General features: G+C 67.9%; 31 protein-coding genes. 28 read left to right on the top strand and 3 right to left on the bottom strand.

The window, feature by feature from the left end:
* The first annotated feature begins 74 nt into the window (after nucleotides 1–74).
* The 12 genes from ASJ79_RS27120 to rpsQ all read left to right on the top strand — a co-directional run bounded on the left by ASJ79_RS27120 (nucleotide 75) and on the right by rpsQ (nucleotide 7,192).
* Entirely contained in the window at nucleotides 75–1,559 is a 1,485-nt protein-coding gene (locus ASJ79_RS27120) for a carboxylesterase/lipase family protein (protein ID WP_231751063.1), read from the top strand.
* A gap of 274 nt (nucleotides 1,560–1,833) precedes the next feature.
* A complete protein-coding gene (gene rpsJ / locus ASJ79_RS27115) occupies nucleotides 1,834–2,139 on the top strand; it encodes a 30S ribosomal protein S10 (RefSeq protein WP_003883485.1) in 306 nt (101 codons plus the stop codon).
* Nucleotides 2,140–2,155: 16 nt separating this feature from the next.
* Nucleotides 2,156–2,836 carry a 50S ribosomal protein L3 gene (gene rplC, locus ASJ79_RS27110; RefSeq protein ID WP_067962016.1) on the top strand — a complete coding sequence of 227 codons (681 nt, stop codon included), beginning with the start codon at nucleotides 2,156–2,158 and terminating at the stop codon, nucleotides 2,834–2,836.
* Nucleotides 2,833–3,483 (top strand): 50S ribosomal protein L4, encoded by a 651-nt coding sequence (gene rplD, locus ASJ79_RS27105; RefSeq protein WP_067962013.1) that lies wholly within the window; start codon nucleotides 2,833–2,835, stop codon nucleotides 3,481–3,483. The genes rplC and rplD overlap by 4 nt, the downstream gene beginning before the upstream one ends.
* Nucleotides 3,483–3,785 carry a 50S ribosomal protein L23 gene (rplW, locus tag ASJ79_RS27100; protein WP_067962010.1) on the top strand — a complete coding sequence of 101 codons (303 nt, stop codon included), beginning with the start codon at nucleotides 3,483–3,485 and terminating at the stop codon, nucleotides 3,783–3,785. Before rplD ends, rplW begins: the two co-directional genes overlap by 1 nt.
* A gap of 23 nt (nucleotides 3,786–3,808) precedes the next feature.
* Nucleotides 3,809–4,645 (top strand): 50S ribosomal protein L2, encoded by an 837-nt coding sequence (gene rplB / locus ASJ79_RS27095; RefSeq protein ID WP_003929572.1) that lies wholly within the window; start codon nucleotides 3,809–3,811, stop codon nucleotides 4,643–4,645.
* A gap of 11 nt (nucleotides 4,646–4,656) precedes the next feature.
* A complete protein-coding gene (gene rpsS, locus ASJ79_RS27090) occupies nucleotides 4,657–4,938 on the top strand; it encodes a 30S ribosomal protein S19 (RefSeq protein WP_003892827.1) in 282 nt (93 codons plus the stop codon).
* Between the two features lie 2 nt (nucleotides 4,939–4,940).
* A complete protein-coding gene (gene rplV, locus ASJ79_RS27085; RefSeq protein ID WP_067962008.1) occupies nucleotides 4,941–5,393 on the top strand; it encodes a 50S ribosomal protein L22 in 453 nt (150 codons plus the stop codon).
* Complete coding sequence (gene rpsC / locus ASJ79_RS27080; RefSeq protein WP_067962006.1) at nucleotides 5,393–6,238, top strand: 30S ribosomal protein S3; 846 nt, start codon at nucleotides 5,393–5,395, stop codon at nucleotides 6,236–6,238. The genes rplV and rpsC overlap by 1 nt, the downstream gene beginning before the upstream one ends.
* A 2-nt stretch (nucleotides 6,239–6,240) precedes the next feature.
* Nucleotides 6,241–6,657, top strand: a complete 417-nt coding sequence (gene rplP / locus ASJ79_RS27075) for a 50S ribosomal protein L16 (RefSeq protein WP_067962004.1) — start codon at nucleotides 6,241–6,243, stop codon at nucleotides 6,655–6,657.
* Nucleotides 6,657–6,890 carry a 50S ribosomal protein L29 gene (rpmC, locus tag ASJ79_RS27070; protein ID WP_067962002.1) on the top strand — a complete coding sequence of 78 codons (234 nt, stop codon included), beginning with the start codon at nucleotides 6,657–6,659 and terminating at the stop codon, nucleotides 6,888–6,890. Before rplP ends, rpmC begins: the two co-directional genes overlap by 1 nt.
* Nucleotides 6,890–7,192: a 30S ribosomal protein S17 gene (gene rpsQ / locus ASJ79_RS27065; protein ID WP_067962000.1), complete on the top strand. Its 303-nt coding sequence runs from the start codon at nucleotides 6,890–6,892 to the stop codon at nucleotides 7,190–7,192. Before rpmC ends, rpsQ begins: the two co-directional genes overlap by 1 nt.
* A gap of 72 nt (nucleotides 7,193–7,264) precedes the next feature.
* On the opposite strand, the gene ASJ79_RS27060 is transcribed toward rpsQ, so the two are convergent.
* Nucleotides 7,265–7,984: a TetR/AcrR family transcriptional regulator gene (locus tag ASJ79_RS27060; protein ID WP_067961998.1), complete on the bottom strand. Its 720-nt coding sequence runs from the start codon at nucleotides 7,982–7,984 to the stop codon at nucleotides 7,265–7,267.
* Nucleotides 7,985–8,039: 55 nt separating this feature from the next.
* On the opposite strand from ASJ79_RS27060, the gene ASJ79_RS27055 reads away from it, so the two are divergent.
* The 14 genes from ASJ79_RS27055 (at nucleotide 8,040) to sppA (ending at nucleotide 17,761) form a co-directional block, all read left to right on the top strand.
* Nucleotides 8,040–8,696: a DUF2306 domain-containing protein gene (locus tag ASJ79_RS27055; RefSeq protein ID WP_067961995.1), complete on the top strand. Its 657-nt coding sequence runs from the start codon at nucleotides 8,040–8,042 to the stop codon at nucleotides 8,694–8,696.
* A 9-nt stretch (nucleotides 8,697–8,705) separates the two neighbouring features.
* Nucleotides 8,706–11,057: an arylsulfatase gene (locus ASJ79_RS27050; RefSeq protein ID WP_067961993.1), complete on the top strand. Its 2,352-nt coding sequence runs from the start codon at nucleotides 8,706–8,708 to the stop codon at nucleotides 11,055–11,057.
* A 195-nt stretch (nucleotides 11,058–11,252) separates the two neighbouring features.
* Nucleotides 11,253–11,621: a 50S ribosomal protein L14 gene (gene rplN, locus ASJ79_RS27045; protein WP_014814254.1), complete on the top strand. Its 369-nt coding sequence runs from the start codon at nucleotides 11,253–11,255 to the stop codon at nucleotides 11,619–11,621.
* Nucleotides 11,622–11,939: a 50S ribosomal protein L24 gene (rplX, locus tag ASJ79_RS27040; RefSeq protein ID WP_067961991.1), complete on the top strand. Its 318-nt coding sequence runs from the start codon at nucleotides 11,622–11,624 to the stop codon at nucleotides 11,937–11,939.
* On the top strand, nucleotides 11,939–12,502 hold the full coding sequence (gene rplE, locus ASJ79_RS27035; protein ID WP_067961988.1) for a 50S ribosomal protein L5: 564 nt from the start codon (nucleotides 11,939–11,941) through the stop codon (nucleotides 12,500–12,502). Before rplX ends, rplE begins: the two co-directional genes overlap by 1 nt.
* A 4-nt stretch (nucleotides 12,503–12,506) precedes the next feature.
* On the top strand, nucleotides 12,507–12,692 hold the full coding sequence (locus ASJ79_RS27030) for a type Z 30S ribosomal protein S14 (protein WP_003929546.1): 186 nt from the start codon (nucleotides 12,507–12,509) through the stop codon (nucleotides 12,690–12,692).
* A 94-nt stretch (nucleotides 12,693–12,786) separates the two neighbouring features.
* The gene (gene rpsH, locus ASJ79_RS27025) at nucleotides 12,787–13,185 is read left to right on the top strand and encodes a 30S ribosomal protein S8 (protein ID WP_067961986.1); all 399 of its coding nucleotides are present in this window, start codon (nucleotides 12,787–12,789) and stop codon (nucleotides 13,183–13,185) included.
* 15 nt (nucleotides 13,186–13,200) lie between these two features.
* The gene (rplF, locus tag ASJ79_RS27020; RefSeq protein WP_067961984.1) at nucleotides 13,201–13,740 is read left to right on the top strand and encodes a 50S ribosomal protein L6; all 540 of its coding nucleotides are present in this window, start codon (nucleotides 13,201–13,203) and stop codon (nucleotides 13,738–13,740) included.
* A 3-nt stretch (nucleotides 13,741–13,743) separates the two neighbouring features.
* Entirely contained in the window at nucleotides 13,744–14,157 is a 414-nt protein-coding gene (gene rplR, locus ASJ79_RS27015; RefSeq protein ID WP_067961982.1) for a 50S ribosomal protein L18, read from the top strand.
* A gap of 34 nt (nucleotides 14,158–14,191) precedes the next feature.
* Entirely contained in the window at nucleotides 14,192–14,866 is a 675-nt protein-coding gene (gene rpsE / locus ASJ79_RS27010) for a 30S ribosomal protein S5 (RefSeq protein ID WP_067962018.1), read from the top strand.
* Nucleotides 14,867–14,869: 3 nt separating this feature from the next.
* Nucleotides 14,870–15,049: a 50S ribosomal protein L30 gene (gene rpmD / locus ASJ79_RS27005; protein WP_003929541.1), complete on the top strand. Its 180-nt coding sequence runs from the start codon at nucleotides 14,870–14,872 to the stop codon at nucleotides 15,047–15,049.
* Nucleotides 15,050–15,054: 5 nt separating this feature from the next.
* Nucleotides 15,055–15,498, top strand: coding sequence for a 50S ribosomal protein L15 (rplO, locus tag ASJ79_RS27000; protein WP_067961980.1), 444 nt, complete (start codon nucleotides 15,055–15,057; stop codon nucleotides 15,496–15,498).
* Nucleotides 15,499–15,607: 109 nt separating this feature from the next.
* Entirely contained in the window at nucleotides 15,608–15,955 is a 348-nt protein-coding gene (locus tag ASJ79_RS26995; protein ID WP_067961979.1) for a DUF732 domain-containing protein, read from the top strand.
* A 30-nt stretch (nucleotides 15,956–15,985) separates the two neighbouring features.
* Nucleotides 15,986–17,761 carry a signal peptide peptidase SppA gene (gene sppA, locus ASJ79_RS26990; RefSeq protein ID WP_067961977.1) on the top strand — a complete coding sequence of 592 codons (1,776 nt, stop codon included), beginning with the start codon at nucleotides 15,986–15,988 and terminating at the stop codon, nucleotides 17,759–17,761.
* On the opposite strand, the gene ASJ79_RS26985 is transcribed toward sppA, so the two are convergent.
* Nucleotides 17,755–18,657, bottom strand: coding sequence for a class I SAM-dependent methyltransferase (locus ASJ79_RS26985; protein ID WP_067961975.1), 903 nt, complete (start codon nucleotides 18,655–18,657; stop codon nucleotides 17,755–17,757). The two genes, sppA and ASJ79_RS26985, sit on opposite strands and share 7 nt — an antisense overlap.
* 11 nt (nucleotides 18,658–18,668) lie before the next feature.
* Nucleotides 18,669–19,595, bottom strand: coding sequence for an SAM-dependent methyltransferase (locus ASJ79_RS26980; RefSeq protein WP_067961973.1), 927 nt, complete (start codon nucleotides 19,593–19,595; stop codon nucleotides 18,669–18,671).
* Nucleotides 19,596–19,836: 241 nt separating this feature from the next.
* Here ASJ79_RS26980 and secY point away from each other — a divergent pair, with 241 nt between their 5' ends.
* A complete protein-coding gene (gene secY / locus ASJ79_RS26975) occupies nucleotides 19,837–21,174 on the top strand; it encodes a preprotein translocase subunit SecY (protein ID WP_067961970.1) in 1,338 nt (445 codons plus the stop codon).
* 15 nt (nucleotides 21,175–21,189) lie between these two features.
* Nucleotides 21,190–21,735 carry an adenylate kinase gene (locus ASJ79_RS26970; RefSeq protein WP_067961968.1) on the top strand — a complete coding sequence of 182 codons (546 nt, stop codon included), beginning with the start codon at nucleotides 21,190–21,192 and terminating at the stop codon, nucleotides 21,733–21,735.
* The last annotated feature ends 174 nt before the right edge of the window (nucleotides 21,736–21,909 follow it).

Here is a 21,909-nt window from a genome sequence, read left to right as displayed (position 1 = left end):
AGGTCATCTACACCGGCATCCGACAGCGCATCGAGGACATCGTCTCGATCGCTCTGCAGGAAGACGTTGCGCTGGTGGGGCTTTCGATTCTGTCCGGGGCGCACGTCGCGCTGACCGCCCGCACGGCGGGCCCGGTGCGCGGCTCCGTCGCCGAGGATCATCGGCTGTTCGCCGGAATCCCTTATGCCGCAGCCCCTGTCGGGCCGTTGAGGTGGCAGGTTCCGGAGCCGCCGGCGCCGTGGCAGGGCGTCAGGGACGCCACGGCGTTCGGGCCGCGCTGCATGCAGGACCTCGCCGGCGACATCGAGCTCGGCAGGCACACCGACGAGGACTGCCTGAACCTCAACGTCTGGACCCCGGCCGGCGACGCCGACGCGCCCCGGCCGGTGATGGTGTGGATCCACGGCGGTTCGTTCGTCGCGGGCAGCGGCGGCATCTACGACGCGCGCCGGCTCGTCTCGCGCGGCGACATCGTGGTTGTCACCGTCAACTACCGGCTCGGTGCGCTGGGGTTCCTGGCCCACCCGTCGCTCGGGGCGCCGGGGCGGGTGGGCAACTACGGGCTGGCCGACCAGCAGGCCGCACTGCGGTGGGTGCGCGACAACATCGCGAACTTCGGCGGGGATCCGGACAGGGTGACCGTGGCGGGGGAGTCCGCCGGCGCCATGTCGGTCTGCGACCACCTGGTGGCTCCCGACTCGCAGGGTCTGTTCGATGCCGCGGTCATCATGAGCGGACCGTGCCAGGCCCAGGTCTCGCTTCCGGTCGCCGAGCAGCGCAGCGTCGAGTACGCGGCCGGGTTGGGCTGCGCGGACCGGGCGACGGCCGCCGAGTGCCTGCGCGCTCTCCCGGGCAACAGGCTGCGCACGCCCGTCTGGTACTACGGCATCGGCGAGGACCAGCTCAGCGGACCGGTGACCGGGTCTGCCGCGCTGCCCGTCGATCCGGTGGCCGCGTTCGGGGAGGGCCGGGCGGCCCGGGTGCCGGTGCTGATGGGCACGACGCGCGACGAGTGGACGCTGTTCGTCGCGCTGCAGTACCTGCGCGACGGCACGGACTACACCCCGCAGGACTACCCGAGGTTGCTGGCCGGCACGTTCGGCCCCGATGCGCAGGCCGTGGCCGAGCGGTACCCGCTGAGCGCCTTCCCGAGCGTCGCGCTGGCCTATGCCGCCACCGTCACCGACGGGGTGTTCGCGTGTCCGGGCGAGCGCTGGGCCGCACAGCTGGGTGGCCGTGCGGACACGTTCTTCTACGAGTTCAACGACCGCGACGCACCGGCACCGGAGCCGCTGCGGACGCTTCCCTTCGAGGTCGGCGCCAGTCACTCGCTGGAACTGCGCTACCTGTTCGACGTCGGTGGCGCCGAGCCGCCCGATCCGGCGCAGGTCGCCCTCGGCGACCAGATGATCGACCACTGGGCCGCGTTCGTGAGGACCGGCGATCCGGGCTGGCCGACCGTCGACGCCGGTGTGATGTCGCTGCAGCCCGACGGCAGCCGTATGGTGGAGGACTTCGGACAGGTGCACCAGTGCCCGTTCTGGGCCGGCCTGGGATAGGTATTGTGCCGTCGACCAGGGATTTGGAGCACGCCCGGATCTGAGGCATACTGTTCGGGTTGCCTTGAGCCGGGTTCGCCTGGCCGGGCATGCGACCAGCGCCCTTAGCGGGGCGCATCCGGTCCTCAACCTTGATCGCGACGAATTTCCGCCGCGTAAGAGTGTGCGAACGGGCGACACACCCGACCGCGTGGACCGGTGAACCACAGACAGGTAAACAGCGGCGGCACAGCCAGGCCCGAGTTCGGGCTGTTAGTAGTGAGGTAGGAGAAGCGTGGCGGGACAAAAGATCCGCATCAGGCTCAAGGCCTACGACCATGAGGCGATCGACGCCTCTGCGCGCAAGATCGTCGAGACGGTCACCCGGACGGGAGCCAGCGTGGTCGGCCCGGTGCCGCTGCCGACCGAGAAGAACGTGTACTGCGTCATCCGGTCCCCGCACAAGTACAAGGACTCGCGGGAGCACTTCGAGATGCGTACGCACAAGCGGCTGATCGACATCCTCGACCCCACGCCGAAGACGGTCGACGCGCTGATGCGCATCGATCTGCCGGCCAGCGTCGACGTCAACATCCAGTAAAGGAAGTCCCCGAGAAATGGCTAGCAATAGCAATTCCGCCGCACCCCGGCGCGGCATTCTGGGCACCAAGCTGGGCATGACGCAGGTGTTCGACGAGAACAACAAGGTCGTGCCGGTGACGGTCGTCAAGGCCGGGCCCAACGTGGTGACGCGCATCCGGACCCCCGAGCGCGACGGTTACAGCGCCGTGCAGCTCGCCTACGGCGAGATCAGCCCGCGCAAGGTGAACAAGCCCGTGACGGGTCAGTTCGCGGCCGCCGGTGTGAACCCGCGCCGCCACCTCGCCGAGCTGCGGCTCGACAGCGAGGCCGCCGCCGCGGAGTACGAGGTCGGCCAGGAGCTGACCGCGGAGATTTTCGCCGACGGCGCCTATGTCGACGTGACCGGCACCAGCAAGGGCAAGGGTTTCGCCGGCACCATGAAGCGCCACGGCTTCCGCGGCCAGGGTGCCAGCCACGGCGCGCAGGCCGTGCACCGCCGGCCGGGTTCGATCGGCGGCTGCGCGACGCCGGGCCGCGTGTTCAAGGGCACGCGCATGTCGGGCCGTATGGGCAACGACCGTGTGACGACCCAGAACCTGAAGGTGCACAAGGTCGACGCCGAGAACGGCGTGTTGTTGATCAAGGGCGCCATCCCCGGACGCAACGGTGGACTGGTGGTTGTCCGCAGCGCAATCAAGCGAGGCGAGAAGGCATGACTCTGAAGATTGAGGTAAAGACCCCCGCCGGCAAGACGGACGGGAGCATCGAGCTGCCCGCCGAGCTGTTCGACGTGGAGCCCAACATCGCGCTGATGCACCAGGTGGTCAACGCGCAGCTGGCCGCCAAGCGGCAGGGCACCCACTCGACCAAGACCCGCGGTGAGGTGTCCGGCGGCGGCAAGAAGCCGTACCGGCAGAAGGGCACCGGCCGCGCCCGTCAGGGCTCGACCCGGGCGCCGCAGTTCACCGGCGGTGGCACCGTGCACGGCCCGAAGCCGCGCGACTACAGCGAGCGGACCCCGAAGAAGATGATCCGCGCCGCACTGCGTGGCGCGCTGTCGGACCGGGCCCGCAACGACCGGATCCACGCGGTCACCGAGATCGTCGAGGGTCAGACCCCGTCGACCAAGAGCGCGAAGTCGTTCCTGGCGACACTGACCGACCGCAAGCAGGTGCTCGTCGTGATCGGCCGCACCGACGAGGCCAGCGCGCTGAGCGTGCGCAACCTGCCCGGTGTGCACGTGATCTCGCCGGACCAGCTGAACACCTACGACGTGCTCAAGGCCGACGACGTGGTCTTCAGCGTGGAGGCCCTCAACGCTTACATCGCCGCTGCAACGAAGACCGAGGAGGTGTCGGCCTGATGGCTAACGTGACCGATCCCCGCGACATCATCCTGTCCCCGGTGATCTCGGAGAAGTCCTACGGGCTCATCGAGGACAACGTGTACACGTTCATCGTGCACCCGGACTCGAACAAGACCCAGATCAAGATCGCGATCGAGAAGATCTTCAAGGTCAAGGTCGACTCGGTGAACACGGCCAACCGGCCGGGCAAGCGCAAGCGCACCCGCACCGGCTACGGCCAGCGCAAGGCCACCAAGCGCGCCATCGTGACGCTGGCGGCCGGAAGCAAGCCCATCGACCTGTTCGGAGCGCCGGCCTAGCCGGCAGGGAGACCTACAGAATCATGGCAATTCGCAAGTACAAACCGACGACCCCCGGTCGCCGCGGCTCGAGCGTCTCCGACTTCGCCGAGATCACCCGCGATCACCCGGAGAAGTCGCTGGTCCGTCCGCTGCACGGGCGCGGTGGACGTAACGCCCACGGCCGGATCACCACCCGGCACAAGGGCGGCGGCCACAAGCGCGCCTACCGCGTGATCGACTTCCGCCGCCACGACAAGGACGGCGTCAACGCCAAGGTCGCGCACATCGAGTACGACCCCAACCGCACCGCGAACATCGCGCTGCTGCACTACCTGGACGGCGAGAAGCGCTACATCATCGCGCCCCAGGGCCTCAAGCAGGGGATGATCGTCGAGTCCGGCGCCAACGCCGACATCAAGCCCGGCAACAACCTGCCGCTGCGCAACATCCCCGCGGGCACGCTGATCCACGCGGTGGAGCTGCGTCCCGGCGGCGGCGCCAAGATGGCCCGCTCGGCCGGTGCGTCGATCCAGCTGCTGGGCAAGGAGGGCACCTACGCCTCCCTCCGTATGCCCAGCGGTGAGATCCGCCGCGTCGACGTGCGCTGCCGCGCCACCGTCGGTGAGGTCGGCAACGCCGAGCAGGCCAACATCAACTGGGGCAAGGCCGGCCGGATGCGCTGGAAGGGCAAGCGCCCCACCGTCCGTGGTGTCGTGATGAACCCGGTCGACCACCCGCACGGCGGTGGTGAGGGTAAGACCTCCGGTGGCCGCCACCCGGTGAGCCCGTGGGGCAAGCCCGAGGGCCGCACCCGCAAGCCGAAGAAGGCGAGCGACAAGCTCATCGTCCGTCGCCGGCGCACCGGCAAGAAGCGCTAGGGAGTAAAGCGATGCCACGCAGCCTGAAGAAGGGCCCGTTCGTCGACGACCATCTGCTCAAGAAGGTCGACGTCCAGAACGAGAAGAACACCAAGCAGGTCATCAAGACCTGGTCCCGTCGGTCCACGATCATCCCCGACTTCATCGGGCACACCTTCGCCGTCCACGACGGTCGCAAGCATGTCCCGGTGTTCGTCACCGAGGCGATGGTCGGGCACAAGCTGGGCGAGTTCGCCCCCACCCGGACCTTCAAGGGTCACATCAAGGACGACCGGAAGTCCAAGAGGCGCTAGAGATGACTACTGCATTGCAAGGCACCGAATATCCGTCTGCGCAGGCCAAGGCGCGCTTCGTGCGCATCTCGGCCACCAAGGCGCGCCGAGTCATCGATCTGGTCCGCGGCAAGAGCGTCGAGGAAGCCCTCGACATCCTGCGCTGGGCTCCGCAGGCCGCCAGCGAGCCGGTCGCCAAGGTGATCGCCAGCGCCGCCGCGAACGCGCAGAACAACGAGGGCCTGGACCCGACCACCCTGGTGGTCGCCACGGTCTACGCCGACGAGGGCCCCACGGCCAAGCGCATCCGCCCCCGCGCGCAGGGTCGCGCCTACCGGATCCGCAAGCGCACCAGCCACATCACGGTGATCGTTGAAAGCAGGCCGCAGAAGAAGCAAGGTGCTTCGGCATCGGCAGCCAGGGCGCGTCGTGCTCAGGCCAGCAAGGCAGCCACCAAGAAGGAGGGCTCGGAGTAGTGGGCCAGAAGATCAACCCGCACGGCTTCCGGCTCGGCATCACGACTGGCTGGAAGTCCCGCTGGTACGCCGACAAGCAGTACGCGGACTACATCAAGGAAGATGTCGCGATCCGCAAGTTGCTGGCCACCGGCCTGGAGCGCGCCGGCATCGCCGACGTGGAGATCGAGCGCACCCGTGACCGCGTGCGGGTGGACATCCACACCGCGCGTCCGGGCATCGTGATCGGTCGCCGCGGCACCGAGGCCGATCGCATCCGCGCCGACCTGGAGAAGCTCACCGGCAAGCAGGTGCAGCTGAACATCCTCGAGGTGAAGAACCCCGAGAGCCAGGCGCAGCTGGTCGCGCAGGGCGTCGCCGAGCAGTTGAGCAACCGCGTGGCGTTCCGCCGCGCGATGCGCAAGGCGATCCAGTCGGCCATGCGTCAGCCCAACGTGAAGGGCATCCGGGTGCAGTGCTCGGGCCGCCTGGGCGGCGCCGAGATGAGCCGTTCGGAGTTCTACCGCGAGGGCCGCGTGCCGCTGCACACCCTGCGTGCCGACATCGACTACGGCCTCTACGAGGCCAAGACCACCTTCGGTCGCATCGGCGTGAAGGTGTGGATCTACAAGGGCGACATCGTCGGTGGCAAGCGTGAGCTGTCCGCCGCCGCACCCGCCGCGGACCGTCCGCGTCGCGAGCGTCCGTCCGGTACCCGGCCGCGCCGCAGCGGTGCGTCGGGCACCACCGCGACGAGCACCGACGCCGGGCGTGCCGCCGAGGCTCCTGCCGTCGCGGAAGCGACGCAGGGCACCGAGGCCGCTGCCGGCGCAGCAGCCGAGACAACAGAGAATCCTGGGAGCTAGTCATGCTGATTCCCCGCAAGGTCAAGCACCGCAAGCAGCACCACCCGAAGCAGCGTGGCATCGCCAGCGGCGGCACCTCGGTCAGCTTCGGTGACTACGGCATCCAGGCCCTCGGCCATGCCTACATCACCAACCGGCAGATCGAGTCGGCCCGTATCGCCATCAACCGGCACATCAAGCGTGGCGGCAAGGTGTGGATCAACATCTTCCCGGACCGCCCGCTGACCAAGAAGCCCGCCGAGACCCGCATGGGTTCTGGTAAGGGTTCGCCGGAGTGGTGGGTCGCCAACGTCAAGCCCGGCCGTGTCCTGTTCGAGCTGAGCTACCCGGACGAGAAGATCGCCCGGGAGGCGCTCACTCGTGCGATCCACAAGCTGCCGATCAAGGCACGCATCGTCACAAGAGAGGAGCAGTTCTGATGGCAGTAGGAACCACGCCCGGCGAACTGCGCGAGCTCACCGACGAGGAACTGACCGACAAGCTCCGCGAGTCCAAGGAAGAGCTGTTCAACCTGCGCTTCCAGATGGCGACCGGTCAGCTTGCCAACAACCGCCGGCTGCGTACGGTCCGGCAGGAGATCGCGCGCGTGTACACCGTGCTGCGTGAACGTGAGTTGGGTCTGGCCGCCGGACCCGGAGGTGAGGATTCGTAATGGCAGACACCGATCAGAAGGGGCCGAAGTACACGCCCCGGACCGAGAAGCCGCGCGGTCGCCGCAAGACCGCCATCGGCTACGTCGTGTCGGACAAGATGCAGAAGACGATCGTGGTCGAGCTCGAGGACCGCAAGTCGCATCCGTTGTACGGCAAGATCATCCGGACCACGAAGAAGGTCAAGGCGCACGACGAGAACGAGGACGCCGGTGTCGGCGACCGCGTCTCGCTGATGGAGACCCGCCCGACGTCGGCCACCAAGCGCTGGCGTCTGGTCGAGGTGCTCGAAAAGGCCAAGTAAGACCGCACGGCACAACGTCGTCGACGAACCCCCGCACGCCTTCGGCGCAGCGGGGGTTTTTCGTTGCCGGGCTCAGCGCGGCCGGGCCATCTCGGCGGCGATGCCGTCGAGGAACCGGTGTAATCCGGAACGGAAGTCGGCCTGTCGGTCGTCGGCGGTGTCGAACACCCCGGCGCGCACTGCCGCCGCCAGCGCCGGAAAGCGGTCCGTGGTGACCAGTCGCCGGAGTAGTGCGGGGTAGCCGGCGGCCGCACCACGGTCTGCGGTCTCGAGGTCCAGTGCGGCGGCGCCGCGGACGAAATGCAGGATCGCCATGACGGCGGAGAACTTGTCGCGGTCGGACAGCCCGGTGCCGTCCATCGCGGCCAGCCCGCCATCGAGCCAGGCCAGCTGGCCGGGGTCGACGGGTGGGACGACGGACGCTTGCAGGATCCACGGATGACGGTGGTAGGCGTCCCGCAGTCCATGGGCCCACTCGGTGAGCGCGTCCCGCCAATGCGCGCCGGACGCGCGGGGTGGCGGCGGCCCCGGGGCCGCGGACACCATGAACGTCAGCAGCTCGTCCTTGTTGGCGACATGACGGTACAGCGACATGGTGCCGCAGCCGAGACGCTCGGCCAGCCGTGCCATCGACAACGCACCCAGACCGTCGGCGTCGGCGAGCTCGATGGCCACGTCGACGATGCGCCGCCGGTTGAGTCCGCCGGAACGGGGCTCGCCGGCGTCGCGCCAGAGAAGCTCCAACGCCCGGGGGAGCGGTCCTTCCTCTCCGGGCTGTCCGTCCACGCTCATCACCGGACGAGCTTAATGCTGTACAGCGCGCTGCGTATGCAATACGCTTCTGCGTATGACATACGCATCGCGCGCGCTTGCGCTGGCTGTGGTCGGTTTCCTGGCCTACTCGGTGCCGCCGTACCTGACGGGCGGCACCAGGGTGCCCGCGACGTTCGGCTGGCATTACCCGCTGCTGGTGGTCCACGTGTTGCTCGGCAGTGTGGCGATGCTCGCCGCGGTCCATCAGATCTGGCCGCGGCGGCGGGTGCTTCACCCTGCCGCCCATCGCCGGGTCGGACGGATCTACGTCGCCACCGCGCTTCCGGCGGGGTTGTGTGCATTGGTGATCGGCGCGGCGACGCCCTTCGGCCCCGTGGTGGCCGTCAGCAACGTCGTGCTGGCGACTCTCTGGCTGTACTTCACCGTCGCCGGCTATCTGAGTGCCCGGCGGCGCGACTTCGCCGAGCACCGGCGGAACATGGTCTACGGCGTGACGCTCGCCCTGTCGATCATCACCAACCGGATCTGGAGCATGGTCTTGTTCGCCGCGTTCAATCCGTTGCAAGACAGGGTTTTTGGCGGTGATGAGGACAGCTACATGTACTTCGTCGCGGGCCTCGGCACGTGGTTGGGTTGGACGATTCCGCTGGCCGCCGTGTACATGTGGCACAAACGACAGCAGGCGCGGTCGTCGGCGGTTCCGGGCGTGGTCGGCGGGCCGCAGGTGTAATCTCCGCACGTGACGACGGAATTCAAAGGCAAGATCGAAGTCGACATCCGGGACTCGGAACCGGACTGGGGACCATTCGCGGCGCCGACGGCACAACCTGACGCACCGAATGTCCTCTATCTGGTCTGGGACGACATCGGAATCGCCACCTGGGACTGTTTCGGCGGGCTGGTCGACATGCCCGCGATGCGCCGTATTGCCGAACGCGGAGTGCGACTTTCGCAGTTTCACACCACCGCGCTGTGCTCGCCGACCAGGGCCTCGCTGTTGACCGGACGTAACCCGACCACTGTCGGGATGGCGACCATCGAGGAGTTCACCGACGGTTTCCCGAACTGCAACGGTCGCATTCCGTTCGACACCGCGTTGCTCTCCGAGGTACTCGCCGAGAACGGCTACAACACCTATTGCGTCGGCAAGTGGCACCTGACCCCGCTGGAGGAGTCCAACCTGGCCGCCACGAAACGGCACTGGCCGTTGTCGCGCGGCTTCGAGCGGTTCTACGGCTTCATGGGCGGTGAGACCGACCAGTGGTATCCCGACCTCGTCTACGACAACCATCCCGTGACTCCGCCGGCGACGCCGCAGGAGGGTTACCACCTGTCGCAGGACCTCGCCGACAAGACCATCGAGTTCATCCGCGACTCCAAGGTCATCGCGCCGGACAAGCCCTGGTTCTCCTACGTGTGTCCCGGGGCAGGGCATGCTCCCCACCACGTCTTCAAGGAGTGGGCCGACCGCTATGCCGGCGTGTTCGACATGGGTTACGAGCGCTACCGCGAGATCGTCCTGGAGAACCAGAAACGGCTCGGCATCGTCCCGCCCGACACCGAGCTCTCGCCGATGAACCCGTACTCGGATGTCAAGGGGCCCAACGGAGAAGATTGGCCCGCGCAGGACACGGTGCGGCCGTGGGATTCGCTGTCCGAAGACGAGAAGCGGCTGTTCGCCCGGATGGCCGAGGTGTTCGCCGGCTTCCTGTCCTACACCGACGCCCAAATCGGCCGCGTCCTGGACTATCTGGAGGAATCCGGTCAGCTCGACAACACGGTGATCGTGGTGATCTCCGACAACGGCGCCAGCGGTGAGGGCGGGCCCAACGGGTCGGTCAACGAGGTCAAGTTCTTCAACGGCTACATCGACTCGGTCCAGGAGAGCCTGAAGGCCTACGACGAACTCGGCGGCACACAGACCTACAACCATTACCCGATCGGCTGGGCGATGGCGTTCAACACCCCGTACAAACTGTTCAAGCGGTACGCCTCCCACGAGGGCGGCATCGCCGACCCGGCGATCATCTCGTGGCCCAACGGAATTGCCGCGCACGGTGAGGTCCGGGACAACTACGTCAACGTCTGCGACATCACCCCGACGGTGTACGACCTACTGGACATCACCGCGCCCGCCACCGTGCGCGGCGTTGCGCAGAAGCCGCTCGACGGCGTGAGTTTCAAAGTGGCGCTGGACAATCCGACCGCTCCGACCGGCAAGGAGACGCAGTTCTACACCATGCTCGGGACACGCGGCGTCTGGCACCGGGGCTGGTTCGCCGGCGCCGTTCACGCGGCGTCACCGGCCGGGTGGTCGCACTTCGACACCGACCGCTGGGAGCTCTTCCACATCGAGGCCGATCGCAGCCAGTGCCATGACCTGGCCGCCGAGCACCCGGAGAAGCTCGAAGAGCTGAAGGCGTTGTGGTTCGCCGAGGCCGACAAGTACAACGGCCTGCCGCTGGGCGATCTGAACATGCTCGAGACCATGTCGCGGTGGCGGCCCTACCTTGCCGGTGAACGGAACGCCTACGCGTACTTCCCGGGTACGGCCGACGTCGGCATGGGTGCGGTGGTGGAACTGCGCGGCCGGTCCTTCGCGGTGCTCGCCGACGTCACCGTGGGGCCGGACGGCGCCGAGGGCGTGGTGATCAAACACGGGGCGGCCCACGGCGGTTACGTGATGTATCTGCTGGGTGGCCGCCTGCACTTCTGCTACAACTTCCTCGGCGAGTACGAGCAGACCCTGGTGTCGCCCGAGGCGGTCACCCCGGGTGCGCACACCCTCGGGTTCACGTTCACCCGCACCGGCACCGCCGACGGCAGCCACACCCCGATCGGGGACGCCGCGCTGTTCGTCGACACCGCGCAGGTGGCCGCGCTCGCAGAGATGCGGGTCCAGCCCGGGACGTTCGGGCTCGCGGGCGCTAGCCTCAGCGTCGGGCGCAACACCGGATCGCCGGTGTCGCGCGCGTACCACGGGCCGTTCCCGTTCAGCGGCGGGACGATCGCGCGGGTGAACGTGGACGTGTCCGGAGCCCCGTACGTCGATCTGGAACGGGAGTTCGCGCGCGCGTTCGCCAAGGACTGAGGGGGTCGGTCGGCCGGCACCGCGACGCCGGGATTTGGAGCATTCGGCGAGCTCACCTAGTATATGGGGGTTGCCTAGGGCAGACCTCGGTTGTCTCCGTGCGGAGAAAGCCCCGCGTGCTCTTAGGGAACAAAGACCGCGCACGTCAGGGTCGGTAATCCTGCGTGCACACAGTAACCAGGTCGAGGAGATCTAGTGATTCAGCAAGAATCGCGGCTCAAGGTCGCCGACAACACGGGCGCCAAGGAGATCTTGTGCATCCGCGTGCTCGGCGGCTCGTCGCGGCGCTATGCCGGCATCGGTGATGTCATCGTGGCGACCGTCAAGGACGCCATCCCCGGCGGCAACGTCAAGCGCGGCGACGTCGTCAAGGCCGTCGTGGTGCGCACCGTCAAGGAGCGCCGCCGCGCCGACGGCAGCTACATCAAGTTCGACGAGAACGCCGCCGTCATCATCAAGAACGACAACGACCCCCGCGGCACCCGCATCTTCGGGCCGGTCGGTCGTGAACTGCGCGAGAAGCGCTTCATGAAGATCGTCTCGCTCGCCCCGGAGGTGTTGTAGATGAAGGTCCGTAAGGGCGACACCGTGCTCGTCATCTCGGGCAAGGACAAGGGCGCCAAGGGCAAGGTCCTGGTGGCCTACCCCGACCGCAACAAGGTCCTGGTCGAGGGCGTGAACCGGATCAAGAAGCACACCCCCGAGTCGCGCACCGAGCGTGGCGCGGCCTCGGGCGGCATCGTCACGCAGGAGGCGCCGATCTCGGTGTCCAACGTGATGCTGCTCGATTCCGACGGCAAGCCGACCCGTGTCGGGTTCCGCAAGGACGAAGAGACCGGCAAGAAGGTCCGCATCGCCAAGTCCAACGGCAAGGACATCTGATGACCACCACTGAAAAGACCCTCCCTCGCCTGAAGCAGCGCTACCGCGAAGAAATCCGCGACGCGCTGCAGAAGGAATTCGGATACGCCAACGTGATGCAGATCCCGGGCGTCACCAAGGTCGTCGTCAACATGGGTGTCGGTGACGCCGCCCGCGACGCCAAGCTGATCAACGGTGCGGTCAACGACCTCACGCTGATCACCGGCCAGAAGCCGGAGATCCGCCGGGCCCGCAAGTCCATCGCGCAGTTCAAGCTTCGCGAGGGCATGCCGATCGGCGCGCGCGTCACGCTGCGCGGCGACCGGATGTGGGAGTTCCTGGACCGCCTGATCTCGATCTCGCTGCCCCGTATCCGCGACTTCCGCGGGCTCTCCCCGAAGCAGTTCGACGGCACCGGCAACTACACCTTCGGACTCAACGAGCAGTCGGTGTTCCACGAGATCGACGTGGACAGCATCGACCGTCCCCGTGGCATGGACATCACCGTCGTCACCTCGGCGACGAACGACGACGAGGGACGTGCGCTGCTGCGGGCGCTCGGCTTCCCGTTCAAGGAGAACTGAGCACATGGCAAAGAAGGCTCTGGTCAACAAGGCCAACAAGAAGCCCAAGTTCAAGGTGCGGGGTTACACCCGCTGCAACCGCTGCGGCCGCCCGCATTCGGTGTTCCGGAAGTTCGGCCTGTGCCGGATCTGCCTCCGTGAAATGGCGCATGCCGGCGAACTGCCGGGTGTGCAGAAGTCCAGCTGGTAAGCCGGCTCCAGACCGTAACTACGAAACATGTTGCGGCAGGCCCACTTCGACCAGTCGAGTTGGGAACCGCCGCGAGAAAGGTGAACCGGCTGTCATGACCATGACGGATCCGATCGCAGACTTCTTGACACGTCTGCGCAACGCCAATTCGGCGTATCACGACGAAGTGACCCTGCCGCACAGCAAGATCAAGGCCAACATCGCCGAGATCCTGAAGTCCGAGGGCTACATCAGCGACTACCGCACCGAGGATGCCCGGGTGGGCAAGTCGCTGGTGGTGCAACTGAAGTACGGCCCGAGCCGTGAACGCAGCATCGCGGGCCTGCGCCGGGTGTCCAAGCCCGGTCTGCGGGTGTACGCGAAGTCCACCAACCTGCCGCGTGTGCTCGGTGGGCTCGGTGTGGCGATCATTTCCACGTCGTCCGGTCTGAGGACCGACCGCCAGGCTGCCCGTGAGGGCGTCGGCGGCGAGGTCCTCGCCTACGTGTGGTGAGGGAGGGCTAGATACATGTCTCGCATTGGAAAGCAGCCGGTCCCGGTTCCCACCGGGGTCGACGTGACGATCGACGGGCAGAACGTGTCCGTCAAGGGCCCCAAGGGCACGCTGACCCTCGATGTCGCCGAGCCCATCGAGGTCTCGCGTGACGACGACGGCGCGATCGTGGTCACCCGGCCCAACGACGAGCGGCGCAACCGTTCGTTGCACGGCCTGTCCCGCACGTTGATCGCCAACCTGGTGACCGGCGTGACGCAGGGCTACACCACCAAGATGGAGATCTTCGGCGTCGGTTACCGCGTGGTGGCCAAGGGCAGCGACCTCGAGTTCGCCCTCGGCTACAGCCACCCGGTGCTGATCAGCGCTCCCGAGGGCGTCACCTTCGCGGTCGAGACGCCGACGAAGTTCTCGATCTCCGGTATCGACAAGCAGAAGGTCGGCCAGATCGCGGCGAACATCCGCCGCCTGCGGAAGAGCGACCCCTACAAGGGCAAGGGGATCCGCTACGAGGGCGAGCAGATCCGTCGCAAGGTCGGAAAGACGGGTAAGTAGTAGATGGCTACCAACACCAAGACAAAAGAGGCCGTCGGCCACACGCCGGTCGGCAAGAACATCTCCGAGACGCGGCGCACGTCGCGGCTGCGCCGGCACGCGCGTCTGCGCAAGAAGGTCTCCGGCACCGCCGAGCGTCCCCGCCTGGTGGTCAACCGGTCCTCGCGGCACATCCATGTGCAGCTGGTCGACGATCTCGAAGGCGTCACGCTGGCCGCGGCGTCGTCGATCGAGGCCGACGTGCGGGCCGTCGACGGCGACAAGAAGGCCGCCAGCGCCCGGGTCGGTCAGCTGATCGCCGAGCGTGCCAAGGCCGCCGGTATCGACGAGGTCGTGTTCGACCGCGGTGGGTACACCTACGGCGGACGGATCGCGGCCCTGGCCGACGCTGCCCGCGAAGGCGGGTTGAGGTTCTGATGTCCGCACTGACCATTAACGGAAGGAATGCATGATGGCCGAGCAGGCTGTAGGAGCCGGCGGGCCGTCGAGCGACGGCCGCGACGGCGGCAGGGGCGACCGCGGTGGCCGTGGGCGCCGTGACGACCGTGGCGGCCGCGGCGGCCGCGACGACCGGGACAAGAGCAACTACCTGGAGCGCGTGGTCACGATCAACCGCGTCTCCAAAGTGGTCAAGGGTGGTCGCCGGTTCAGCTTCACCGCGCTGGTGATCGTCGGCGACGGCAAGGGCATGGTCGGTGTCGGCTACGGCAAGGCCAAAGAGGTCCCGGCCGCGATCGCCAAGGGTGTCGAAGAGGCCCGCAAGAACTTCTTCCGGGTTCCGCTGATCGGCGGCACCGTGACCCATCCCGTCCAGGGTGAGGCCGCGGCCGGAGTGGTCATGCTGCGCCCGGCCAGCCCCGGTACCGGTGTCATCGCCGGTGGCGCGTGCCGCGCGGTGCTGGAATGCGCCGGCGTGCACGACGTGCTGGCCAAGTCGTTGGGCAGCGACAACGCGATCAACGTGGTGCACGCCACCGTTGCCGCGCTGAAGCTGCTGCAGCGTCCCGAAGAGGTCGCGGCACGCCGCGGCCTGCCCATCGAGGATGTAGCGCCCGCTGGCATGCTCAAGGCCCGCCGTGAGGCCGAGGCCCTGGCTGCCACCGCCGCGCGTGAGGGAACGGCGTAACTCATGGCAGAGCTCAAGATCACCCAGGTGCGCAGCACCATCGGTGCGCGCTGGAAGCAGCGGGAGTCCCTGCGGACGCTCGGACTGCGCAAGATCCGCCAGTCCGTGGTCCGTGAGGACAACGCTCAGACGCGTGGACTCATCAAGACCGTGCACCACCTCGTCACGGTCGAGGAGGTTTAAGGACCATGGCTCCGATCAAGCTTCACGACCTGCGCCCGGCGCCGGGCGAGAAGAAGGCCAAGACCCGCGTCGGCCGCGGTGAAGGCTCCAAGGGCAAGACCGCCGGTCGCGGCACCAAGGGCACCAAGGCCCGCAAGAACGTCCCGGTGATGTTCGAGGGTGGCCAGATGCCGATCCACATGCGGCTGCCGAAGCTCAAGGGCTTCCGCAACCGGTTCCGCACCGAGTACGCCCCGGTCAACGTCGGCGACATCAACAAGGCGTTCCCCGAGGGGGGCGCCGTGGGTGTCGACGAGCTGGTGGCCAAGGGTCTGGTCCGCAAGAACGTGCTGGTCAAGGTGCTCGGCGACGGGAAGTTGACCGCCAAGGTCGACGTGACCGCGCACAAGTTCAGCGGCAGCGCCCGCGAGGCGATCACCGCCGCCGGCGGCACCGTCACCGAACTGTAGATCCGGCTGTCCGACAAAAACCCCTGCCTCGGCAGGGGTTTTTGCTGTAACGGCACGGTCGCCGATCACGAACTACACTTCGCCCGGGGATACAGCCAAGGAGCACGCCATGATTCGCCACCGTCGGACCGTCGCCGCCGCGATGGTCGCCGCCGGCCTCACCATGTTCACCGGTGTCGCGACCGCGCACGCCGAGACGCAGGACGAGAAGTTCACCAACGCGGTGAACACGATGGGCATCCCGCTGGGCGCCAGCGATGACGCGCCCACCGTGGGCAAGCGGATCTGCGAGATGCTCACCGGAGGGCTGACCGGCAACCCCAATCCGGTGCCGGTGGTGCGCGGCGTGGTCAACACGCTGGCGGGCAACGGTCTGGAACGTGAGCAGGCCGTCGGGCTGACCCGGCTCGCGGTGGCCGTGTACTGCCCGCAGTACACCCGGTACTTGGGGCGCTGACCGTCCGTTCGGCGTCGGTACGCTCGAACCATGTTCTCTCTGCTGTCCGGGGTGCCCGGGTTCGACGACGTCCGTGACTTCGCCCGCAAGATCGACACCGCCCGCCATCAGGGTGTGCCCGACGGATGCATCCTCGAGCTGGATCTGCAGCACGCCCCGCCGGAGTCGGCGAGTTTCGACCCGATGGCCCTGATCAACGGGGCCGGCAAGCCGCTGCTGCTACGCGAGGCCGTCGCGGCGATCCACCGCGCCGCCGAGGACCCCCGCGTCGCCGGTCTGATCGCGCGCGTCCAGATCGACGCCGCCCCACCGGGACCCGTACAGGAACTGCGCGACGCGATCGTCGCGTTCACCGCGAAGAAGCCGTCGCTGGCGTGGGCGGAGACCTATCCCGGAACGCTGTCCTACTATCTCGCCTCGGCGTTCGGCGAGGTGTGGATGCAGCCGTCGGGCACGGTCGGTCTGGTCGGCTTCGCCACCAGCGCGCTGTTCCTGCGTGACGCGCTGGACAAGCTCGGGGTCGAGGCGCAGTTCGTCGCCCGCGGCGAATACAAGTCGGCGGCAAACCTTTTCACCCAGGACGGCTACACCGACGCGCACCGTGAGGCCGACACCGCGCTGGTCGACGGGCTACGGGCGCAGGTGTGGGATGCGGTGAGCGCCTCACGTAACGTGGATCGCGCAGCGCTGGACGCGCTGGCCGACCGGGCGCCGTTGCCGCGCGACGACGCCGTCGCCGCCGGACTGGTGGACCGCATCGGTTTCCGGGACGAGGCCTACGGCCGGATCGCGGAAATGGCCGGTGCGGAAGGCGTTTCGGCGGAGTCCGGCGACGCCGACGGTGAGGACGCCCCGCCGAGGCTGTACCTGGCCCGCTACGCGCGTGCCAAGAAACCCACCGTCCCGGGGCTGAAGACCCGTCCGAAGGTCGCGGTGGTGACCGTCGCCGGCCCGATCGTCAGCGGTAGAGGCGGACGGCAGATGTCGCCGATGGGCAGCTCCAGCTCCGGTGGAGACACCATCGCCGCCGCGCTGCGGCAGGCCGCCGCCGATGACGACGTCGCCGCGATCGTGCTGCGCGTCGACAGCCCCGGCGGTTCGGTCACCGGTTCGGAGACCATCTGGCACGAGGTGGTGCGCACCCGCAAGCGGGGCAAGCCGGTCGTCGCGTCGATGGGCGCCGTCGCGGCGTCGGGCGGCTACTACGTGTCGATGGGCGCCGACGCCATCGTGGCCAACGCCGGCACCATCACCGGCTCGATCGGTGTGGTGACGGGCAAGTTCGTCGCCCGTGAGCTCAAGGACCGCCTCGGCGTCGGGTCGGACACCGTGCGCACCAACGCCAACGCCGACGCGTGGTCGATCAACGCACCGTTCACCGATGAGCAGCAGGCCCACGTCGAGGCCGAGGCCGACCTGTTCTACACCGACTTCGTCCAGCGGGTCGCCGAGGGTCGCGGCATGAGCGTCGAGGACGTCGACCGCGTCGCACGCGGCCGGGTGTGGACCGGTGCCGACGCGCTGGAGCGCGGCCTGGTCGACGAACTCGGCGGGCTGCGTGCCGCGATCAGCCGGGCCAAGGCGCTGGCCGGGATCGACGAGGACACCAGGGTGCAGATCGAGAACCTTCCCGGCTCGTCGCTGCGCGACGTGCTGCGGCCCAAGCCGTCTTCACAACCGGCGGCAGCCTCGATTCAGGATGCGTTCGGCGCGTTGGCGTTCCGCTCGGTGCTCGGGGTCGCCGACCGCACCCAGCGGGCGCTGTCCGGGGTGAACGTGCTGTGGCTGGGGGAGACCCGCTACTGAGGCAGGCGCGCGGTCAGGTAGCCGGAGTCGCCGATCATCGCCAGTAGATGGTCGGGCAACGGCGCGAACCCCTGACGCTGGTAGGCGTCGTTGCTCGACAGCACCTCGGTCTGCCAGCCCCGCCCGCTGAGGTGCTCGGTCGCCGGGGTACGGGGTCCGCTGTAGAACAGCTCGCTGAGGTCGACGTCGCTGCCGTGTCGGCGGGCACGATCGGTCACCGCCTTGGCCCAGTCGCCGGTCAGCGCCTTGGCGTCCATGTGCTCGGTGGCCAGCCGGCTGCCCGGCGCGCTGAGCGCGGTGACGTTGTCCAGCAGCCGGTCCTGGGCGTCGGGCGGGAGATAGATCAGCAGGCCCTCGGCGATCCACGCCGTCGGCCGGCCCGGGTCGAAGCCCGCCTCCCGTAGCGCGGCCGGCCAGTCGTCGCGCAGGTCGATGCCCACGGTCCGACGTTCTGCGGCTGCCGGCACACCGGCGTCGGCCAGCACCCTGGTCTTGAACTCGATCACGGCGGGCTGGTCGATCTCGTAGACGACCGTGCCCGCGGGCCACTCCAGCCGGTACGCGCGGGTGTCGAGCCCCGACGCCAGGATCACCGCCTGCCGGATTCCCGCCGCCATGGCCTCGGCGAAGAAGTCGTCGAAGTAGCGGGTGCGGACCGTGATCTGCTCCAGCATCTGCCGGGCACCGAACAGCGGGTCACCGTCGAAATCGATCTCGCCCCGGGCCACCCGGAGGAAGTGCGGCTTGCCGACGGCCTCGACCAGCAGGTCGGCGTACGGGTCGTCCAGCAGCGGTTCGGGCCCGCGGCTGGCGAACGCGCGGTTGGCCGCCACGGACGTCGCGGTCGCGCCGACGCTGGAGGCCAGGTCCCAGCTGTCACCCTCGGTGCGTGCCATGTTCGCCTCCCCTATCGGGTCGCGGTGACGTAGCGCACGTCGCCGAAGCGCTCGTCCGGGCTCAACGGGGCCAGTCCGTACCGGATCAGCAGCTCGTTGGTCGGTGCCGCGTCCACGGTCCAGCCGAGGCCGCGCAGGTACGCGTCGACCTCGGCGCGCTCCCCGGTGAACACGAGCTCGGAGAAGTCGAGGTCGAAGCCGTGCTCTCGCCAGCGGTCGGTCGATTCCTTCATCCGCTCCCGCAGCTCCTCGTCGTCGAGGTCCTGATGAGCGGGTACCGCTTCGGCCGCCAGCCGGCTGCCCGCCGGACTGAGATCGGAGATGGTGTCCAGCAGCCGGTCCTGTGCGTCCGGCGGCAGGTAGCCAAGGAGGCCTTCGGCGATCCACGCGGTCGGAACGGCGCGGTCGAAGCCGGCCGCGGTCAGCGCAGCGGGCCAGTCGTTGCGCAGGTCGACACCGACCGTCACGAGCGTCACCGCCGGCTGCACGCCGAGGCCGGCCAGGGTGGCTGCCTTGAACTCGAGCACCTCGGGCTGGTCGATCTCGAACAGGCGCATGTCCTCCGGCCATGTCAACCGGTAGGCGCGGGCGTCCAGGCCGGAGGCCAGGATCACGCCCTGCCGCACGCCGGCGGTGACCGCGGCGGCGAAGAAGTCGTCGAAGAACCGGGTCCGGGCGGCCATGCCGTCGGCGAACCGGCTCATCCCCACCGGGGATTCTCCGCCGTCGCGGGTGTCGAGGTCGGCCGCGGTCAGTTCGCCGGTGGCCAGCCGGGTGAAGAAGTCGACGCCGACCGCGCGCACCAGCGGCTCGGCGAACGGGTCGTTGATCACCGGCTGCTCGGCGCGGGTGGCGACGGCGCGCGCCGCGGCGACCATCGTGGCGGTGGCGCCGACGCTCGACGCGAGGTCCCAGGTGTCGTTGTCGGTTCGTGGCATCCGCGGAATTCCCGTCCTGATAATTAGGTGAGTTAACGACTCTCTTCGAATGTACGCCGCTTCCGGACCGTCGGATTCGGGCCAACCAACGTGCAACTGTTAGTCTCGTAGACTGTTTGAACGCGTGACTTGCGCAGGCTGTTCTGCCTGCTCGTGCCGTCGCGCACACGACTTAACCACGACGCTGGTCACGCCAGCCACATGAGCACGCCGCGATCGACCGGCCGTGCAGGAGGAAAGAGTGCTCTCGGCTTTCATCTCGTCACTGCGGACAGTCGATCTGAGGCGAAAGATCCTGTTCACGCTCGGCATCGTGATCTTGTACCGGGTCGGCGCCTCGGTGCCGTCGCCAGGGGTCAACTACCCGAACGTGCAACAGTGCATCGCGGAGGTCAGCGGCGGCGAGTCCGGACAGATCTATTCGCTGATCAACCTGTTCTCCGGCGGCGCGCTGCTGCAGCTGTCGGTGTTCGCGGTCGGCATCATGCCCTACATCACCGCGAGCATCATCGTGCAGCTGCTCGGCGTGGTCATCCCGCGCTTCGAGCAGCTGCGCAAAGAGGGGCAGGCGGGGCAGACCAAGCTCACCCAGTACACCCGCTACCTCGCGATCGCGCTGGCGATCCTGCAGGCCACCAGCATCGTGGCACTGGCCGCCAACGGCGGGCTGCTGCAGGGTTGCGCGCTGGACATCATCGAGGGCCAGAGCGAGGGCCTGAACGTCGGCACCCTGGCCGTCATCGTCATCGTGATGACCGCAGGCGCGGCGCTGGTCATGTGGATGGGTGAGCTCGTCACCGAGCGCGGCGTCGGCAACGGCATGTCGCTGATCATCTTCGCCAGCATCGCGGCGTCGATCCCGGGCGAGGGCAAGAACATCCTGGACAGCCGCGGCGGCATGGTCTTCACGCTGGTGTGTGTGGCGGCGGTCGCGATCGTCGTCGGCGTGGTCTTCGTCGAGCAGGGCCAGCGCCGGATCCCGGTCCAGTACGCCAAGCGCATGGTGGGCCGCAAGATGTACGGCGGCACGTCGACCTACCTGCCGCTGAAGGTCAACCAGGCCGGCGTCATCCCGGTGATCTTCGCCTCGTCGCTGATCTACATCCCGCACCTGATCACCCAGCTGATCACCAGCGCCAGTGACACCCCGAGCACCGGCTGGTGGCAGACGTTCGTCGCGGACTACCTGACCGACCCGAGCAGCCCGGTCTACATCGCGATCTACTTCGGCCTGATCGTGTTCTTCACCTACTTCTACGTCTCGATCACGTTCAACCCCGAGGAACGGGCCGACGAGATGAAGAAGTACGGCGGCTTCATCCCGGGCATCCGGCCGGGCAAGCCGACCGCCGACTACCTGCGGTTCGTGTTGTCGCGGATCACGCTGCCGGGTTCGATCTACCTGGGCATCATCGCCGTGCTGCCGAACCTGTTCCTGGAGATCGGCAACACCGGTTCGGTGCAGAACCTGCCCTTCGGCGGTACTGCCGTCCTCATCGCCGTGGGCGTCGCGTTGGACACCGTCAAGCAAATCGAAAGCCAGCTCATGCAGCGCAACTACGAAGGCTTTTTGAAGTGAGAGAGGGTTCTTAAGTTGAGAATCGTGTTGTTGGGACCGCCCGGCGCGGGCAAGGGGACGCAGGCCGCGAAGCTGGCCGACAAGCTCGGCATCCCGCACATCTCCACCGGCGACTTGTTCCGGTACAACATCAGCAACGGCACCGAACTGGGTGTGGAAGCCAAGAAGTACCTCGACGCCGGGGACCTGGTCCCGGCCACCCTCACCAACGCGCTGGTCGACGACCGGCTCGACGACGAGGACGCCAAGCAGGGGTTCATCCTCGACGGCTTCCCGCGCTCGGTGGAGCAGGCCAAGGCCCTCGACGAGATGCTGGCCAAGCGCGACCTGTCGCTGGACGCCGTCGTCGAGTTCCGCGTTCCCGAAGAGGAGCTGGTCTCCCGGCTCAAGGGCCGCGGCCGCGCCGACGACACCGAGGACGTCATCCGCAACCGCTTCAAGGTGTACCGCGACGAGACCGCGCCGCTGCTGGACTACTACTCCGCGGACCTCAAGACCGTCGACGCCGTCGGCGAGCTCGACGAGGTGTTCAAACGGGCGCTGGCCGCGCTCGGTCGCTGACGCCGGCCTATGGTCTCCATTCCCGGCCTCCGCAGCCGCAAGGTGGTTCCCCAGCGCACCGCCGGTGAACTCGACGCGATGGGTGAGAATCGCCGACCACTGCTGACGATGCGCGTCGTGAGTCACCACGGGGCCGCGGAGCAACTGGACGAGCGCGCGCCGGGCGTCGAACGG

Source organism: Mycobacterium sp. NAZ190054 (genome assembly GCF_001545925.1).
GTDB lineage: Bacteria > Actinomycetota > Actinomycetes > Mycobacteriales > Mycobacteriaceae > Mycobacterium.
The sequence above is the reverse complement of the archived record's forward strand: the minus strand, read 5'-3'. Positions and strand labels throughout refer to the sequence as shown.

Coding starts and splice junctions, on each gene's coding strand:
- rplC (WP_067962016.1), top strand. CDS start 2,156: ATGGCTAGCAATAGCAATTCCGCCGCACCCCGGCGCGGCATTCTGGGC.
- rplD (WP_067962013.1), top strand. CDS start 2,833: ATGACTCTGAAGATTGAGGTAAAGACCCCCGCCGGCAAGACGGACGGG.
- rplW (WP_067962010.1), top strand. CDS start 3,483: ATGGCTAACGTGACCGATCCCCGCGACATCATCCTGTCCCCGGTGATC.
- rplB (WP_003929572.1), top strand. CDS start 3,809: ATGGCAATTCGCAAGTACAAACCGACGACCCCCGGTCGCCGCGGCTCG.
- rpsS (WP_003892827.1), top strand. CDS start 4,657: ATGCCACGCAGCCTGAAGAAGGGCCCGTTCGTCGACGACCATCTGCTC.
- rplV (WP_067962008.1), top strand. CDS start 4,941: ATGACTACTGCATTGCAAGGCACCGAATATCCGTCTGCGCAGGCCAAG.
- rplP (WP_067962004.1), top strand. CDS start 6,241: ATGCTGATTCCCCGCAAGGTCAAGCACCGCAAGCAGCACCACCCGAAG.
- rpmC (WP_067962002.1), top strand. CDS start 6,657: ATGGCAGTAGGAACCACGCCCGGCGAACTGCGCGAGCTCACCGACGAG.
- rpsQ (WP_067962000.1), top strand. CDS start 6,890: ATGGCAGACACCGATCAGAAGGGGCCGAAGTACACGCCCCGGACCGAG.
- ASJ79_RS27060 (WP_067961998.1), bottom strand. CDS start 7,984: ATGAGCGTGGACGGACAGCCCGGAGAGGAAGGACCGCTCCCCCGGGCG.
- ASJ79_RS27055 (WP_067961995.1), top strand. CDS start 8,040: ATGACATACGCATCGCGCGCGCTTGCGCTGGCTGTGGTCGGTTTCCTG.
- rplX (WP_067961991.1), top strand. CDS start 11,622: ATGAAGGTCCGTAAGGGCGACACCGTGCTCGTCATCTCGGGCAAGGAC.
- rplE (WP_067961988.1), top strand. CDS start 11,939: ATGACCACCACTGAAAAGACCCTCCCTCGCCTGAAGCAGCGCTACCGC.
- ASJ79_RS27030 (WP_003929546.1), top strand. CDS start 12,507: ATGGCAAAGAAGGCTCTGGTCAACAAGGCCAACAAGAAGCCCAAGTTC.
- rpsH (WP_067961986.1), top strand. CDS start 12,787: ATGACCATGACGGATCCGATCGCAGACTTCTTGACACGTCTGCGCAAC.
- rplF (WP_067961984.1), top strand. CDS start 13,201: ATGTCTCGCATTGGAAAGCAGCCGGTCCCGGTTCCCACCGGGGTCGAC.
- rplR (WP_067961982.1), top strand. CDS start 13,744: ATGGCTACCAACACCAAGACAAAAGAGGCCGTCGGCCACACGCCGGTC.
- rpsE (WP_067962018.1), top strand. CDS start 14,192: ATGGCCGAGCAGGCTGTAGGAGCCGGCGGGCCGTCGAGCGACGGCCGC.
- rpmD (WP_003929541.1), top strand. CDS start 14,870: ATGGCAGAGCTCAAGATCACCCAGGTGCGCAGCACCATCGGTGCGCGC.
- rplO (WP_067961980.1), top strand. CDS start 15,055: ATGGCTCCGATCAAGCTTCACGACCTGCGCCCGGCGCCGGGCGAGAAG.
- ASJ79_RS26995 (WP_067961979.1), top strand. CDS start 15,608: ATGATTCGCCACCGTCGGACCGTCGCCGCCGCGATGGTCGCCGCCGGC.
- sppA (WP_067961977.1), top strand. CDS start 15,986: ATGTTCTCTCTGCTGTCCGGGGTGCCCGGGTTCGACGACGTCCGTGAC.
- ASJ79_RS26985 (WP_067961975.1), bottom strand. CDS start 18,657: ATGGCACGCACCGAGGGTGACAGCTGGGACCTGGCCTCCAGCGTCGGC.
- ASJ79_RS26980 (WP_067961973.1), bottom strand. CDS start 19,595: ATGCCACGAACCGACAACGACACCTGGGACCTCGCGTCGAGCGTCGGC.